Source organism: Gordonia sp. NPDC058843, from assembly GCF_042743165.1.
Taxonomy (GTDB): Bacteria; Actinomycetota; Actinomycetes; order Mycobacteriales; family Mycobacteriaceae; genus Gordonia.
Genome location: NZ_JBHYNC010000003.1, coordinates 159,256 through 174,227, shown reverse-complemented (window position 1 = coordinate 174,227; position 14,972 = coordinate 159,256). Strand labels below are relative to the sequence as shown.

At 66.4% G+C, this 14,972-nt stretch carries 15 protein-coding genes; 4 read left to right on the top strand and 11 right to left on the bottom strand.

The features are described 5' to 3' along the window. Window positions 1–169: 169 nt before the first annotated feature. From ACFW3F_RS03720 to ACFW3F_RS03710, 3 genes are all read left to right on the top strand, one after another. On the top strand, window positions 170–682 hold the full coding sequence (locus tag ACFW3F_RS03720; RefSeq protein ID WP_388054422.1) for a GNAT family N-acetyltransferase: 513 nt from the start codon (window positions 170–172) through the stop codon (window positions 680–682). Between the two features lie 2 nt (window positions 683–684). Then, window positions 685–975, top strand: a complete 291-nt coding sequence (locus ACFW3F_RS03715) for a hypothetical protein (protein ID WP_388054420.1) — start codon at window positions 685–687, stop codon at window positions 973–975. A 397-nt stretch (window positions 976–1,372) separates the two neighbouring features. Continuing rightward, window positions 1,373–2,614 (top strand): DUF222 domain-containing protein, encoded by a 1,242-nt coding sequence (locus tag ACFW3F_RS03710; RefSeq protein WP_388054418.1) that lies wholly within the window; start codon window positions 1,373–1,375, stop codon window positions 2,612–2,614. A 517-nt stretch (window positions 2,615–3,131) separates the two neighbouring features. Here ACFW3F_RS03710 and ACFW3F_RS03705 read toward each other — a convergent pair. The 5 genes from ACFW3F_RS03705 to ACFW3F_RS03685 all read right to left on the bottom strand — a co-directional run bounded on the left by ACFW3F_RS03705 (window position 3,132) and on the right by ACFW3F_RS03685 (window position 9,582). Continuing rightward, window positions 3,132–5,567 carry an ATP-binding cassette domain-containing protein gene (locus tag ACFW3F_RS03705; protein ID WP_388054416.1) on the bottom strand — a complete coding sequence of 812 codons (2,436 nt, stop codon included), beginning with the start codon at window positions 5,565–5,567 and terminating at the stop codon, window positions 3,132–3,134. Window positions 5,568–5,773: 206 nt separating this feature from the next. Next, window positions 5,774–6,184, bottom strand: a complete 411-nt coding sequence (locus ACFW3F_RS03700; protein ID WP_388054414.1) for a VOC family protein — start codon at window positions 6,182–6,184, stop codon at window positions 5,774–5,776. 19 nt (window positions 6,185–6,203) lie between these two features. Then, window positions 6,204–6,635: a helix-turn-helix domain-containing protein gene (locus ACFW3F_RS03695; protein WP_388054412.1), complete on the bottom strand. Its 432-nt coding sequence runs from the start codon at window positions 6,633–6,635 to the stop codon at window positions 6,204–6,206. 41 nt (window positions 6,636–6,676) lie between these two features. Continuing rightward, window positions 6,677–8,341, bottom strand: coding sequence for a phospho-sugar mutase (locus ACFW3F_RS03690; protein ID WP_388054410.1), 1,665 nt, complete (start codon window positions 8,339–8,341; stop codon window positions 6,677–6,679). A gap of 11 nt (window positions 8,342–8,352) precedes the next feature. Next, entirely contained in the window at window positions 8,353–9,582 is a 1,230-nt protein-coding gene (locus tag ACFW3F_RS03685) for a glucose-1-phosphate adenylyltransferase family protein (protein ID WP_388054408.1), read from the bottom strand. Window positions 9,583–9,694: 112 nt separating this feature from the next. On the opposite strand from ACFW3F_RS03685, the gene ACFW3F_RS03680 reads away from it, so the two are divergent. After that, window positions 9,695–10,870: an NAD(P)/FAD-dependent oxidoreductase gene (locus tag ACFW3F_RS03680; RefSeq protein WP_388054406.1), complete on the top strand. Its 1,176-nt coding sequence runs from the start codon at window positions 9,695–9,697 to the stop codon at window positions 10,868–10,870. 20 nt (window positions 10,871–10,890) lie between these two features. On the opposite strand, the gene ACFW3F_RS03675 is transcribed toward ACFW3F_RS03680, so the two are convergent. From ACFW3F_RS03675 to ACFW3F_RS03650, 6 genes are all read right to left on the bottom strand, one after another. Further along, the gene (locus tag ACFW3F_RS03675) at window positions 10,891–11,895 is read right to left on the bottom strand and encodes an oxygenase MpaB family protein (RefSeq protein WP_388054404.1); all 1,005 of its coding nucleotides are present in this window, start codon (window positions 11,893–11,895) and stop codon (window positions 10,891–10,893) included. A gap of 133 nt (window positions 11,896–12,028) precedes the next feature. Beyond that, window positions 12,029–12,757 carry a VOC family protein gene (locus tag ACFW3F_RS03670; RefSeq protein ID WP_388054402.1) on the bottom strand — a complete coding sequence of 243 codons (729 nt, stop codon included), beginning with the start codon at window positions 12,755–12,757 and terminating at the stop codon, window positions 12,029–12,031. Continuing rightward, window positions 12,754–13,077 (bottom strand): hypothetical protein, encoded by a 324-nt coding sequence (locus tag ACFW3F_RS03665; RefSeq protein WP_388054400.1) that lies wholly within the window; start codon window positions 13,075–13,077, stop codon window positions 12,754–12,756. Before ACFW3F_RS03665 ends, ACFW3F_RS03670 begins: the two co-directional genes overlap by 4 nt. 58 nt (window positions 13,078–13,135) lie before the next feature. After that, the gene (locus tag ACFW3F_RS03660; RefSeq protein WP_388054398.1) at window positions 13,136–13,357 is read right to left on the bottom strand and encodes a DUF3263 domain-containing protein; all 222 of its coding nucleotides are present in this window, start codon (window positions 13,355–13,357) and stop codon (window positions 13,136–13,138) included. Between the two features lie 213 nt (window positions 13,358–13,570). Beyond that, window positions 13,571–14,692 carry a DUF475 domain-containing protein gene (locus tag ACFW3F_RS03655; protein ID WP_388054396.1) on the bottom strand — a complete coding sequence of 374 codons (1,122 nt, stop codon included), beginning with the start codon at window positions 14,690–14,692 and terminating at the stop codon, window positions 13,571–13,573. Continuing rightward, window positions 14,689–14,970: a hypothetical protein gene (locus ACFW3F_RS03650; protein WP_388054394.1), complete on the bottom strand. Its 282-nt coding sequence runs from the start codon at window positions 14,968–14,970 to the stop codon at window positions 14,689–14,691. The genes ACFW3F_RS03655 and ACFW3F_RS03650 overlap by 4 nt, the downstream gene beginning before the upstream one ends. Window positions 14,971–14,972: the final 2 nt, after the last annotated feature.

Genomic DNA, 14,972 nt, shown 5'->3' with positions numbered 1-14,972 from the left:
AGCTGTGAAGTGCACCCAGGGGTTACCCCTGAGACGGATCGCGACGATCCCCTCTCACCTCGCCCGTCGTTCATCAACGACATGGTGCCACGGGCGTCCGACACCGCCGGGGAAGACGCATGTGTCCACGTGTCTCTGATGTGGCCCGGGTCTGGTAGACCCGGGGTCTATGGGTGACTACGAGATTCGGCCCGTCGACGCGAGTGACATCGAAGAGATCTCGACCGCGCATACCGCCATCTGGAAAGCGACCTACGCGGGGATGGTGGCGCAGGACAGACTCGATGCGCTCACGCCCGCCGTGTCGGCCTCCCGCTGGCGGGAGACTCTCGGAGAGTTCGCGGACCATGCTGCGCGCGGAGTTCGCCTCCGGTGCGCGACCTCCATCGCCACACACGAGATGGTCGGCTTCGCAACGAGCGGCCCGGCTCGCGACCACGACGCTTCCGCACCGATCGAACTGTGGTCCCTGAATGTCACTCTCCGGCATCACGGCACCGGCGTCACGCTGGACTTGATGACCGCAGTCCTGGGCGGAACCGGCACCCGGGCCTACCTGTGGGTTGCACGCGACAATGCACGGGCAGTGGCGTTCTATCGCAAACACGGATTCGACCTCGACGGGGTCACACGTTACGACCCAGCCTGGGATTGCCATGAAGTACGCATGACCACTGCATAGATGTGAACGGCGAGCGACAGGACCACGAGGTCACTTCGGGGGCGATGCCGCTCGCGAGCTACCAACTGGAAGCAGAGCACCACGATGCGATCATTGCCATCGCGATCCACCTGACGCCGCGCGAGCTTGAGGCCATCCCGCAACGTGCGCAGTTGATGGACGACGCGAAGCTCGGCCTGCCAAGCCACTTGACGTGCAGGCGCGAGTCCGTCCTGCGCGCACTCAGGACCGAGACCAGGTGGACACCCGGACCAGCCGACCGCACCAATATGGAACCTGGTGGGTCTTCGTGATCGTCCGATCCTGTTCCGTTCACCGGGTAGAACGACTACCCAACAGCCACAGCATGTACGAGAAACCGCGTCATTCCTCGGATTGTCGGGATAGACCGTGCACAAGCCGACCGTCCTGCGCTCGAATCGGAAGCCCGGAGCGGGGCACGCTCGGAAACGCGCGGATTCCGTGTCGCCTTCCCGCCGGCAGAGGATCATCAGCTCACTACTGCAGCACTACTTTCGACGGAAGTGGCGATACGGATGTGACTGAAGTTCACCACAGTCAACGATGAACGCACAGTCAACGAAAATAGGCGCACAGTCGACGCAATCGCCTGCACAGTAGACGATTTCGTCGATTCAGACCCTGTGGACAAACCTCGAAATCGAACGGCTGTTCCCGTACAGTGGAGGCATGCCAGAGCTCGACACCCTCCTCGACCAGCTCGTCGAGATCACCCCACCCGCCGACGACCCCACTGGGGCAGCAACATTCGACGCGTTGAACATGCTGCGGTTGATCGGCAACGTTGTGTCCCATCAGATCGTCACCCACACAGCGCAACTCGACGATCTAGGCGTCGCGCAGATATCTGGCAGCACCACCAAGAAGATGCTGATCGAATCAGGGCTCGCGCCCGCAACAGCCCTACGAGTCATGCGAGGCGTCGATGGCCTGGCCGCGTTGCCCGCCGTCGCTCGTCACGCCGCCGACGGACGGCTGTCCTCGGAGATAGTCGATGCCATCATCCGCGGCATGAACCGTATCGAGAAACGCTGCCCCGATGGGGTTTCCGACGACGACAAGACGGCGCACGAGATCGGACTCCTCGCCCAAGCCTTGTCTGGTGCGACGCCGACGCAAGTGTTTGAACACGCCCGCGTCATCGGCAACACCCTTGCCGACGCCTCTGAGACCGGCATCCCTGCCGCCGACGACCCATCTCTCAACACCGTCAACGCTCACACCACCGACGACGGACGCATCGACATCCGCGCGGACCTCACCCAAGTGGTCGGCGAAAAGTTCCTGTCGATGATAGACGAAAGATCCTATCCTCGGCCCGAACCCGACGGCGCCGACGACCGTCGCACCGCTGAGCAACGCCGCGCCGACGCCTTAGAGTTGATCCTCGACCAAGCAGCGTTGGGCGCGAGTATCGACAGTGTTGGAAGCCCACGGACACAACTCCTGCTGACCCTCCCCGCCACCGGCGCCGACCCAGCCAGCCTGCCGTGGACCGGATCGGTCAGCCAGGCAACGGCGAGACAGATGTCGTGCGACGGGACGATGACCGAGATCGTTCTCGACGGGGAAGGCGTGCCGCTACAGATGGGCCAGACACGGCGCCTGTTCCCAGCGCATCTGCGCAAAGCGGTGATCGTCCGCGACACATGCTGCATCAAATGCGGAGCGCCGCCGTCACATACGCAGGTCCACCACATCGAACACTGGGCCGACGGCGGACCGACCGACCTCGACAACGGCTGCCTACTCTGCCAACGCTGCCACACCCAGGTGCACCATCACGGGTGGGGCGTCATCATCGGATTCGACCGACACCCCTGGCTCGTCCCGCCCGCCACCATCGACCCACGGCGCCGACCCCTACCGGCCTACAACCGGCGCACCATGCGACTCGACAGCGCGGCCTGACCACCACACACTTCGCGTAGCACCTTTCGCAACCGCGGTTTCGCGGGAATGCATCTGTACCTTGACAACTCCACAGTGGGATATCCGGCTGAGTGTTCGCGGCGGACGCGCCGTCGTGATGCACGAACTCGGCTGCCGAGGTGGGTGGCCAACCCTTCGTGGCTCGTCGCTTGCGCTCCTCGCACCTCAGGGAGCAGGGGGGTGGGGTTGCTTGCGTTCCTCGCACCTCTGTGTCAGCGGCCTGGCGGCCGTCGCGGACCACAAAAGAACACTCGTGAGTGTCCGAAATCCATGCTCCCTGAGGTGCGAGCGAAGCGAGCCACGAAGGGTCTCGCAACGTGTCTCACCAGACCCTTCGAGGCTCGTCGCTTGCGCTCCTCGCACCTCAGGAAGCAGAGGTTATGCGGTTCTTTCGGATTAGGGAGCAGCGGTGGGTCGCTTCTTTCGGATCAGGGAGCAGAACGGTCGCCGCTTGCGCTCATCGCACTTCAGGGAACAACGGGTCCGCGTTACCCAGTCAGGCGCCCACGTAGTCGGCGAGGTGCTCGCCGGTGAGCGTGGACCGGTCGGCGACGATGTCGGCGGGCGTGCCCTCGAAGACGATCTGGCCCCCGTCGTGGCCCGCGCCCGGGCCGAGGTCGATGATCCAGTCCGCGTGCGCCATGACGGCCTGATGATGCTCGATGACGATCACCGACTTCCCGGAGTCGACGAGACGGTCGAGGAGTCCGAGGAGCTGCTCGACGTCGGCGAGGTGAAGACCGGTGGTCGGCTCGTCGAGGATGTAGACGTCGCCCTTCTCCCCCATGTGGCTGGCCAGCTTCAGTCGCTGGCGTTCGCCGCCGGACAGGGTGGTCAGGGGCTGACCGACCTTGATGTAGCCGAGTCCGACGTCGACCATACGATGCAGGATCTTGTGTGCGGCGGGCAGTTTGGCGTCATCGTCGGCAAAGAAGGCCTCGGCCTGGGCGACCGACATCTCGAGTACTTCACTGATGTTGCGGCCGCCGAAGGTGTAGTCGAGCACCTCCGCTTGGAATCGCTTGCCCTCGCACACCTCGCAGGGCGCGGCGACGCCGGCCATCATCGCGAGGTCGGAGTAGACAACACCCGCACCGTTGCAGTTGGGACAAGCGCCCTCGGAATTGGCGCTGAACAGTGCCGGTTTGACGCCGTTGGCCTTGGCGAAGGCCTTGCGGATCGGTTCGAGCAGCCCGGTGTAGGTCGCTGGGTTGGAACGCCTCGACCCCTTGATGGCGCTCTGGTCGATGGAGACCACCCCGTCCTCCTTGGCCACCGTCGAGTTGATCAGCGAGCTCTTGCCGGAGCCGGCGACGCCGGTGAGCACGACCAGCACGCCGAGAGGGATGTCGACGTCGACGTCGCGAAGGTTGTTCGTGTCGGCCCCGCGGACCTCGAGATGCCCGCTCGGCGAACGGACCTCGTCCTTGACGGCGGCGCGGTCCTCCAGATGGCGTCCGGTGAGTGTGTCCGCGGCACGCAGTTCGTCGACGGTGCCCTCGAACACGATCTCGCCGCCGTCGGTACCGGCCCCGGGGCCGATGTCGACGACGCGGTCGGCGATGGCGATGACCTCGGGCTTGTGCTCGACCACGAGGACCGTGTTGCCCTTGTCCCGCAACGCGCGCAGCAGATCGTTCATTCGGGTGATGTCGTGCGGATGAAGACCGATCGACGGCTCGTCGAAGACGTAGGTCACATCGGTCAGCGATGAGCCGAGGTGACGGATCAGTTTGGTGCGCTGGGCCTCTCCGCCGGACAGCGTGCCGGCCGGGCGTTCCAGCGACAGGTAGCCGAGCCCGATGTCGACGAACGCGTCGAGATGATCGCGCAGCGCGTCGATCAGCGGCGCCACCGACGGGTCGTCGAGTTCAGCGACCCACTGGGCGAGATCGCTGATCTGCATCGAACACGCGTCGGCGATGCTGATGCCCTTGATCTTCGACGACCGGGTCTCGGCCGTGAGGCGGGTCCCCTCACAGTCCGGGCATGTCGCGAAGGTGATCGCGCGGTCGACGAAGGCGCGGATGTGCGGCTGCATCGCCTCCCGGTCCTTGCTGAGCATCGACTTCTGGATCTTCGGGATCAGGCCCTCGAAGGTGATGTTGATGCCCTCGACCTTGATCTTCGTGGGCTCCTTGTAGAGCAGGTCGTTGAGCTGTTTCTTGGTGTATTTCGCGATCGGCTTGTCAGGGTCGAAGAAGCCGCAGCCGCGGTAGATCCGGCCGTACCAGCCGTCCATCGAGTAACCGGGGATGGTCAGCGCACCCTCGTTGAGCGATTTCGACGAGTCGTAGAGCGCGGTGAGGTCGAAGTCGGAGACGTCTCCGCGGCCCTCGCATCGCGGGCACATGCCGCCGGTGATGGAGAAGCTCCGGCGCTCCTTGACCTTCTGGCCGCCCTTCTCGATCGTCACCGCGCCGGCCCCGCTGATCGAGGCGACATTGAACGAGAAGGCCTGGGGTGAACCGATATGCGGAGTTCCCAAGCGACTGAACAGGATACGCAGCATCGCGTTGGCATCGGTGGCCGTGCCCACGGTCGACCGGACATTGGCACCCATGCGTTCCTGGTCGACGATGATCGCGGTCGTCAGACCTTCCAGGATGTCGACGTCCGGGCGGGCCATCGACGGCATGAAGCCCTGGACGAACGCGCTGTACGTCTCGTTGATGAGGCGTTGGGATTCCGCGGCGATGGTGCTGAACACCAGCGAGCTCTTCCCGGAACCGGACACACCGGTGAAGACCGTCAGGCGACGTTTGGGCAGGTCGACGTTGACGTCCTTGAGGTTGTTCTCGCGCGCACCGTGCACACGGATCAGGTCGTGCGTGTCTGCAGGGTGGGCATCGGCGCCCTGCACGGCGTCGACCCTCTCGGCGGAACGGGTGGCGGATCGGGCAGGCGTGGCGGTGCGCGTTGCTGGACTCATCGTCTCTCCATCAGGGCGGTGACCGCGGGTGCGTGGTCGCCGGCGTTCGGGGTGCTCATGTCGTTCCGGAGGTTCGATCCCGCGAGGTCTGTGCGCGGACTCCCGGTCGATCTAACCAGGGTGGACGGCGCGGGCGCGGGGTGTTGTCGATCAACACCCTCGACGAGCGCTGCGGCAGGCGGGAATCGACCGGGCCCGCACATCTCTCAGCCGGCCTGGTCGATACGGATGAGGTTGCCTGCCGGATCCCGGACGGCGGCGTCGCGCACGCCGTAGGGCTGATCCATCGGCTCCTGCACGATGTCGACTCCGCTCGCCTGCAGCTTCTCGAAGAGTCCGTCGAGGTCGTCGGTCGCCAGCGTCAGGGCGCCGTAGCTCCCCTTGGCGATCAACTCGAGGATCGTCTGGCGTTCCTCGTCGGTGATGCCGGGATCCGCGGCCGGGGGATGCAGGACGATCGACGTACCCGGCTGCCCGGGCGGGCCGACCGTCAGCCATCGCATGCCCTCGTAGCCGACGTCCTTACGGAGTTCGAAGCCGAGCAGGTCGCGGTAGAACCCGAGGGCCGCATCGCCGTCGGTGTGCGGAAGGAAGGTGTACTGGATCGTGATGTTCATGGGATCAGGCTAGGCAGTCTCACCCCCGCTGTGCTTCTCGATTCCTGATCGGTCTGGTGATGTTCTTCGCCAGGCACGCCGGAATCCCGTCGGTCGCGTCGGCCGACTGCTCCCGATAGACCGTCGGTGGGACCCCGACCAGTTCGGTGAACCGGGTGCTGAACGTGCCGAGGGATGAACAACCGACCTCGAAACAGACCTCGGTGACGCTGAGGTCACCGCGCCGGAGCAGGGTCATCGCCCGCTCGATGCGACGAGTCATCAAGTACGAGTAGGGCGATTCGCCGTAGGTCTGCCGGAACTTGCGACTCAGGTGACCCGCCGACATGTTGACCCCACGGGCGAGCGCCTCGACGTCGAGCGGCTGCGCGTACTCACGATCGATCCGGTCGCGGACCTGACGCAGCAAGGCCAGGTCGCGCAGACGCTGATCGGAATCGGTTCGTGGCACGAGTCGATCGTAGTGCGCCGGAGATCTCGTGCGCTGGGGGTTCAGGCTCGGAGCAATGCGGCGATGTCCGCACCGAGTGCGTCCAGACGGCGCGCAGCCTCGGCGCGGGGTACGGCGCCGTCCGGGCAGTCGAGCACGACTTCGAGGTAGCACTTCAGCTTCGGTTCGGTGCCCGAGGGACGTACGACGACGCGGTCGTCGGCCGCTGTCCGCAGCAGGATGCCGTCAGTCGGCGGGAGATCGGCGGAACCGTGTGCGAGGTCCCGGTTCTCCACCAGCGGCGAACCCGCGAGACGCTCGATCGGCGAGGATCGAAGGCGCGCCATCATCTCGCCGATGAGCGCGGTGTCCTCCACGCGGATCGTCATCGGTGCAGTGGCGTGCAGGCCATGACGACGGGCGAGGCGGTCGAGTTCGTCGGAGAGAGTACGACCGTCACGGGCGAGTCGCTCGACCAACGAGATCACCCGAACCATTGCCCCGATGCCGTCCTTGTCGCGGACCGTGTCGGGATCGGTGCAGTAGCCGATCGCCTCCTCGTAGCCGAAACGCAGGCCGGGTGTCCGGGCGATCCACTTGAAGCCGGTGAGCGTCGCCGCGAACCGCAGCCCGTGGTCGTCGGCAATCCGGCCGAGCAACCTACTCGACACGATCGAGCACGCCAGGGTGTCACCCGGGCGCGCCGCATCCCGCGCCGCCTGCTCCCCCAGCAGCCACCCGACCTCATCGCCGCTGAGCTGCCGCCAGTGCCCGTCGGGACCCGGCGCGGCGACCGAGCAACGGTCGGCGTCGGGGTCGAGGGCGATCACGACGTCTGCGTCCACGTCGCGGGCGAGATCCAGCGCGAGGTCGAGGGCACCGGGTTCCTCGGGATTGGGAAACGGGACCGTCGGAAAGTCGGGGTCGGGAACGAACTGCTCCGCCACGATGTGGACGTCGCCGATGTCGGCTGCCCGCAGCACTTCTCGGGCGACGGTACCGCCGACCCCGTGGAGGGGCGTCAGTACGACCCGGACCGGCGACGCACCGGCAGCGGGTCGCAGCCTCGCCGTGCGCTCGACGTACGTGCGGACGACCTCGTCGTCGAGACGGGTGACCGCCGCAGGCTCGCGGGGCACCCCGTCGGCGGTCGGCGCCTGCGTGATCCGGTCGGCGATGTCGGCGTCGGCCGGCGAGATGATCTGTACTCCCCTACCCGCGTCATCGGTGGCACGTCCGCCGAGGTAGACCTTGTAGCCGTTGTCGCCCGGCGGGTTGTGCGATGCGGTGATCATCACCCCGGCGTCGCAGTCGAGCGATCGCGCCGCACAGGCGGTCACCGGCGTCGGCAGTCGAGGCGGCAGCGCGAACGTGGTGAATCCCTGCGCAGCAAGCACTTCGGTGGCTGCGGCGAAGAACTCGGCGGAGCCGTGCCGGGCATCACAACCGACCACGATGCGCGCGTCAGGACCCACCGTGTCGAGCAGATACCGCGCGAGTCCGGCCGTGGCGCGGGTGACGACGGCGACGTTCATCCGTGACTCGCCCGCACCGACCTCACCGCGAAGGCCCGCGGTCCCGAAGGTCAGCGGCCCGCTGAATCGCGAGGCGAGATCCGCCACCGCATCGGCGTCGCCGGTCTCGGCCGCGTCGATCAATCCGGTGAGCGCGACGCGTGTTGCCGGATCGGGATCGTGGTCCCGCCAGTGCCGTGCGGTCTCGATCACGCGAACGCCGGTCACCGGATGCGGCGGCTCGGCTCGACGCGGTCACCGATCGCCACTCGGGCACCGCGCAGGATCTGCGTGTCCATTCCGACGAGCGTGATCTTCTCCGTGGGGACCGGACGTGTTCGCGGGTGCCCACCCACCACCGCATTCGGGCCGACCCGAACACGTTCGTCGAGCACGGACCACGCGACCGACGCGCCGGCGCCGACAACGGCATCGGCGAAGATCACCGAATCGGCCACGACCGCGCCCTTCTCGACGACCACCCCGGGTCCCAGCACGCTGCGCCGGACCGTTCCGTGCACGCGGGCGCCGCCGCTGACCAGACTGTCCTCGACGACCGCCCCGGTCTCGATGCGCGCGGCCGGACGTTGCGGCTGATTGGTGAGGATCTGGCGATCTCTACGGAAGACGTCGAGGGACCCGGAGATCAGATCGCGATGCGCCTGCAGGTATGTCTCGGGTCGACCGGCGTCGATCCAGTAGCCCGGCATCGCATGGGCCACGGTCTTCCCGCGGTCGACGAACCACGGCAACAGGTGTTCGCCGAAGTCGCCCAACCCGGTGTCGTCTTTCGGTGAGCCCTCCGTCGTCCGGCTCTCGAGATACTCCAGCCCCTCGATGAGGACGGCGGGGTCGTAGACGAAGATCTCGGTCGCGATCGTGCGCGTGGTGGCGCGTTCGGGTTTGTACCGGAACTCGCGGACTGTTCCGTCGCGGCGGGCCTTGACGGTGGCGTGCTGGGAGGCTTCGCCGAGCGGACACGTCGTGGTCACGACGGTGCATTCGGCCTCGTGCCTGCGGTGGGTCTCGATCGCGTCGCGGAAGTCGAAGTCGTAGACGTGGTCGGCGCTCATGACGATGACCTCGGCCGGCGCGTGGGCGGCGATGCGACCGCGGATGCGGAACAACAGGTCGGCGTTGCCGGTGGCGAATCCGTCTTCGTTCTCCGCGGCGTCGGTCTGTTCCGGCATCACGACGCGCAACCCGCCGTTCGTGCGATCGAGATCCCAGGGCCGACCGCCGGCCACGAGTTTCGTGATCGTCTCGGCCTCGTACTGGACACACAGCCAGACGTCATCGATGTGACTGTGGTGCAGATTGGACAGCGGGAAGTCGATGAGCTGATAGTTCCCCGCGAACGGCAACGCGGGTTTCGCGCGCCTGTCGGTCAGCACCTCCATCCGCGAACCACGTCCACCGGCCTGCACGATCGCGAGAACCTCCGAATACCGCATCACCCCAGTCTGCCGCACGGCGCCGGGTTTGCCCGGGTAGCGCGGCCAACGGCACCCGGTGGCATGCTCGACCACGAGACCAGCGGGTCGGTTCGACGAGGGAGGTACGCCGGTGACGCGCATCCGCCGGACCGAGTACGCGACGAAGGAGCGGGTCGAAACCGACTGTCTCGTCGTCGGCGGTGGCATCGTCGGACTGGCGGTGGCACGGGCGTTCGCTCTGCAAGGACGCGAGGTCGTGGTTCTGGAGAGTGCGGATACGGTTGGCGCGCAGACGACGTCGCGGAGCTCGGAGGTCATCCACGCCGGCATCTACTATCCCGAGAACAGCCTGAAGGCTCGGCTGTGCGTCGACGGTCGGGAGCAGTTGACCCGCTTCTGCGACGAGCACGATGTGTCGTGGGCGCGACCGGGCAAACTCATCGTCGCCACCGACGACGCCCAGCGGGAGCGGTTGGAAGCGTTGCTCCGACGCGGTCTGGCCAACGGGGTCACCGACCTCCGGCCGGTCGGCGTCGACGAATTGCGAGATCGCGAACCGGAGGTCGAGGGCGTCGCGGCTCTGTTCTCACCGTCGACCGGGATCGTCGACGTCGACGGTGTGGTGCGTGCACTACGACGCGACCTCGAGACGCTGGGTGGCGCGATCGCGTTGCGCAGCAGAGTGATCAGCGGGCGCATCGACCCGGCTGGATTCACGGTACAGACGGACGACGGCGACACGGCCACCACCCGGACGCTCGTCAACTGTGCGGGACTCGGTGCGTGGCAGGTGGCCCGCACGCTGGCCGGCTTCGACGGTCCGATACCGCCTCGTTTTCTCGCCAAGGGCAACTACTTCGGCCTGTCCGGCGTACGCGCGTCGTTCCGGCACCTCGTGTACCCGGTGCCCGCCGACGGCGGATTGGGCGTGCACTTCACGATGGACCTGGCGGGCACCGCGCGGTTCGGTCCCGATGTCGAGTGGCTGGACGTGTCCGACGGTGGGACGGGCACCGAGGATGAGCTCGACTACGCCGTCGACGAGGCACGTGCCGACGCGTTCGAGCGCGCCATCCGGACCTATTGGCCGCACTTGCCCACCGGCGCACTGGTTCCCGCCTACGCGGGGATCCGACCCAAGGTCGCCGGGCCGGGCGCTGCCGCCGGCGACTTCGAGATCCAGGGTCCGAGGGAACACGGGATCACCGGGTTGGTCAACCTGTTCGGCATCGAGTCCCCGGGCATCACCTCGTCGCTCGCGATCGCCGAGCATGTCGTCGGTCTGGTCACGCCCCCGACGACGTGACCAGACCGACCGGGGAGGACTCAGCTCTCCTGTGACGCAGCCTCTTTCGGGTGGTACTGGTAGGCAGCGCTCGCCTGCTCGCGGACCTTCATCGCCTGGATCGCGTCGTGATGGCGCCGCGCGTGATAGGCCAGCGGGAAGTAGGTCAGCCGCTCGGGCAGGGTCCGGTAGGCGAAACGCAGATTGCGATGGATGCGCTCGAGGTGACGCTGCTCGGCGTCGGTCCAGGTCAGGCCGAGGATCTCGCGCACACGCGGATCCATGACACCGACCGTCGTGAGGTAGTTGAAGTTCTGGAACGGCACCGACGCGGTGGCAGCCACCTTCTTCGCCGCGGGACGCAGGGTCTTGGGCACGGATTTCGGGATGACCGGCGCCGCGCGCATCTGGTCGATGAGTTCGAGTGCGACCGGATGCCGGACCAGTTTGTTCTCGATAAAGTCGTCGAAGTACTCGTCGAACTCCTCGAGGGTTTCGGGGTAGTTCTTCATCGGCACCTGGACGATCTTCGCGATGCGGCGATTGTCGCGCAGGAGTTCCTTGCGCTCCTCGAGGGTGAAGTGACGACCCAGCACCAGCGGCGCGGCGGTCTCGATGGTGGGCAGCGCGGTGGCGATGACCCAGGCATACGCCTCGGGGTTCAACGCGCTGATGTGCTTTCCCTCGGAGTTCTTCATCTGCAGGGGCCGGTGTAGTCGGCGGAGTCGCTTGCCCTCCTCGAGCGCCTCCTGGCCGCCGTAGGTCCAGCGCAGGACCGAGTCGGCCGACCGGATCGCCCGGCCGACCGGATCCGTCCGGAAGACGGAGTACTTGCCGACGACGTCGCCGATGACCGGGTGCATCACCTGCATCACGAACGCGGCCCCGTTGATCGGGAGGAACGTGTACATCCCGGTGAGCTTGGCGGTCAGCGAGTCCGGCGGGATCAACTCGATCTCGTCGTCGCGGTGGTTGAACAGCGGCTCACCCGCCGAGTCACTGGGTTCGGGTTCGGTTGCTGTCCGTTCTTCGTGTACCGCGGTCATGGTGCCCCCAACATCGGTCTCGGCAAGTGGAAATTCGACAACATTCGTAGTCAGATTAGCGCAGGCGTTCTCGAATGCCCACCTTTTGCCGTATTTCGGGTGTCCGGATGCGGATGTTTGATGCGGGCGGGTGTCAGGCGTCGGGGCCGATGACCACGGTCCGCGTGGCGAGTTCGCGGTGCCGGACCGTGAAGATCCGCGTGCCCTTCTTGCGTCCGACCCGGATCTCGCTGAGATCGAGTCCGGTTGCCATCAGGCGTGCGTGGGTCGCGTCGACGTCGATCGACCGCCACGCCACACCCCACAGCGTGACCGGCGAGGCCGGCACCGGGTCGGCCGGCGGGCGGGGCGCCGCGACCACCTCGACGATCAGATCTCCGCGTCGGAAGAACAGCTGACGCGCGTCCTGTCCGATGGGCTGATCGAGCCGGAAATCGAGATCGAACGTGCCCGCGAACAGCGCGACGGCCACATCCCGGTTGTCGCAGGTGAACACCAGATGATCGAGAGCGGTGACATCACCGTCGACGGGGGTGGCGGATTCCGGCCGCCCGGCTATCCCGACCGGAGAGATGTCGCCGAGAGCACCGAGCGTCGAGTCGCTGAGCGGGTGCCCGCGACGCCCGAGTAGACGGCGGGACGCGGGGACGTCGTCGACGGTGAAGTAGACGTCGTGAGTGTCGGATTCGCCGGAACGCGCCCGCAGCGAGAGCACGACGTTACCGACGGTCACGGCTCGTCGGTCGTCGACGCCGCGGCCGACCTCGGACCCGAGGAGTCGCTCGTAGGTCTGCGCGGTCGACGACGGGTCATCGGTCGCGAGGTCGACAAGGGCGTGCGGGCCGGAGGGCAGAGTCGTCACCGCTTCTTCTTACCCCTTCGCCGACGCGGTGCCGGCGGCGGCACCCGTCGGTGGATCAGCTGCGCGGAGCTGGTGATATGCCATGCGCCGCAGGAACACTCGTAGAAGCGCAATTCCGAGGCGGTACCGACCAGGTGACGACGCAGCCGGTCGATGCCCTCACGCGCGTCGGCGGGTGAGGCGAACGGCAGCTTGTCGGGCGTCGGACACACCGGATAGTCGACCCCGGCACGGCGCGGGCGTCGCGGTCGATCGCGGAACGCGGTACGTGCCTCGACCTCGCGATAGAACGCTTCGAGATCGTCATCGGAGAAGGGCACCTGTCGATTATCCCTCCCGGACGGGCGTTCCTCGCGCTGGGCGGGTCGGGCTCAGGGGTCAGCGGGCCATCCACAACCGCCGGCGGATGACCTCACGCATTCGTCGCAGCTCCGACGCCGTCAACGCCGACGGCGGGTCGGTGTCGACCAGGCGATCGACCTCGGAGAAGAAGTCACGATCCGTGAGACCGAACTCTTCGCCGATCTGCCGGGATGAGCCCCCGCCCAACGAGTACCAGTTCGTCTCGAACTGGATCATCTGCTGCTGTTTGCTGTCCATGAAGACCACCGAATCTGCGTTTTCGACCAACAACCCGAACGTCCGTCGCGGAGCCAGCTCGCTTCGGCCTCCGCGTGACACACGTCACCGACGTCGTCATTTGTACACCGGTCGGCCGACAGAAGACAGCAGGTGGCCCAGGGTGATTCCAAAGCGGCCTCAAACGTTCACCGCGCGTTCGAGGAGACCTCCGAACGGACCCCCGAACGGATCTCAGGCGGCCACTCGGTCGGAGCTCGTCGCTCGCGCATCGCGCCTGTTCGCGCGGATGCTGCTCGCGAGCGATGCGCCGATGAACGCCACGCCGACGAGCCCGGTGATCACCTCGTTGATCTCGACCTCGATGCTGATCAGCAGGATGGCGGCCAGCGCGCCGATCGCCCAGTGCGCACCGTGCTCGAGGTAGCGGTACTCCCCCAGCGTTCCCTTGCGGACGAGGTAGATCGTGATCGACCGCACGAACATCGCACCGATGAAACCGAGTCCAAGCGCGATGATGATCGGGTCGGAGGTGATCGCAAACGCACCGATCACCCCGTCGAAGGAGAACGACGCATCCAGCAACTCGAGGTAGAGGAACAGGAAGAACCCGGCCTTGCCCGTGGCGACGGTGACCGGATGCGGACCGGACCGGCCCTGACCGGAGTTGTCTGCGTCGGTCTCATCCGGCTCGGGCTCGGCCATGAACAGCGAACTCAACCCGTCGACGGTGATGTAGGTGACCATGCCGAGAATGCCGGCGATCAGAACCGTTGCGCGGACCTCGTCGGGCGCCAGGAACTCGGCAGTGAGCACCAGCGCGACGGAGGCGAGGACGACCGCGAGCTGGTCGAGCTTGCCGAGGGTGGCCAACGGCCGTTCGAGCCACGTGAGCCAGGTCTGCGGCCGCTCGGTGAGCACGAAGTTCAGGAACAGCAGCAGCAGGAACATCCCGCCGAAGGCTGCGATCTGCGGGTGAGCCTCGGTGAGGATCGTCTCGTAACTGGGTTGCCCGTCGGCGAAATGCGACTGACCCTCGGGCGGTGGGTTCATGGCCAGCTCGAGCGCCTCGACAGGATTGAGGTTCCCGGTCACCCAGACGATCAGGAGCGGGAACAGCAGTCGCATGCCGAACACCGCGATGAGCACGCCGATGGTGAGGAACATCCGCTGCCAGAACGCGCTCATCCGTTCCAGGATGGTCGCGTTGATGACCGCATTGTCGAAAGACAGCGACACCTCGAGGACGCCGAGGATGGCGCACAGGGCGAGTCCGGTCCAGCCCAGGTAGAGGTAGGCGACGACCAGCGCCACCAGGGTGACGACGAGCGATGGCGCGAAGATGCGCGCGATCACCGCAACTTCTCGGCTTCCCGCGCGAGCTCGAGCAGCGCGTCGGTGAGGTCGGCCAGCACGTCGTGGTCGGCGCGTTCGGCGACCGCTGTGTCGAGGTCTTCGGCGGCACAGCGCAACGCGAACATCCGGTCGCCGAAGTCGGCGGCCTCGGCCGAGGAGAGGATGACCGCGTCGTCGGGAATGGATGTGCCCTCGAGCAGCGTTCTCTGCTCGTAAGCCCGCTGCCTGCATGAACGCTTGCAGTACTTACGACGCCGGCCCAGTTCGGAGTCCACCATCG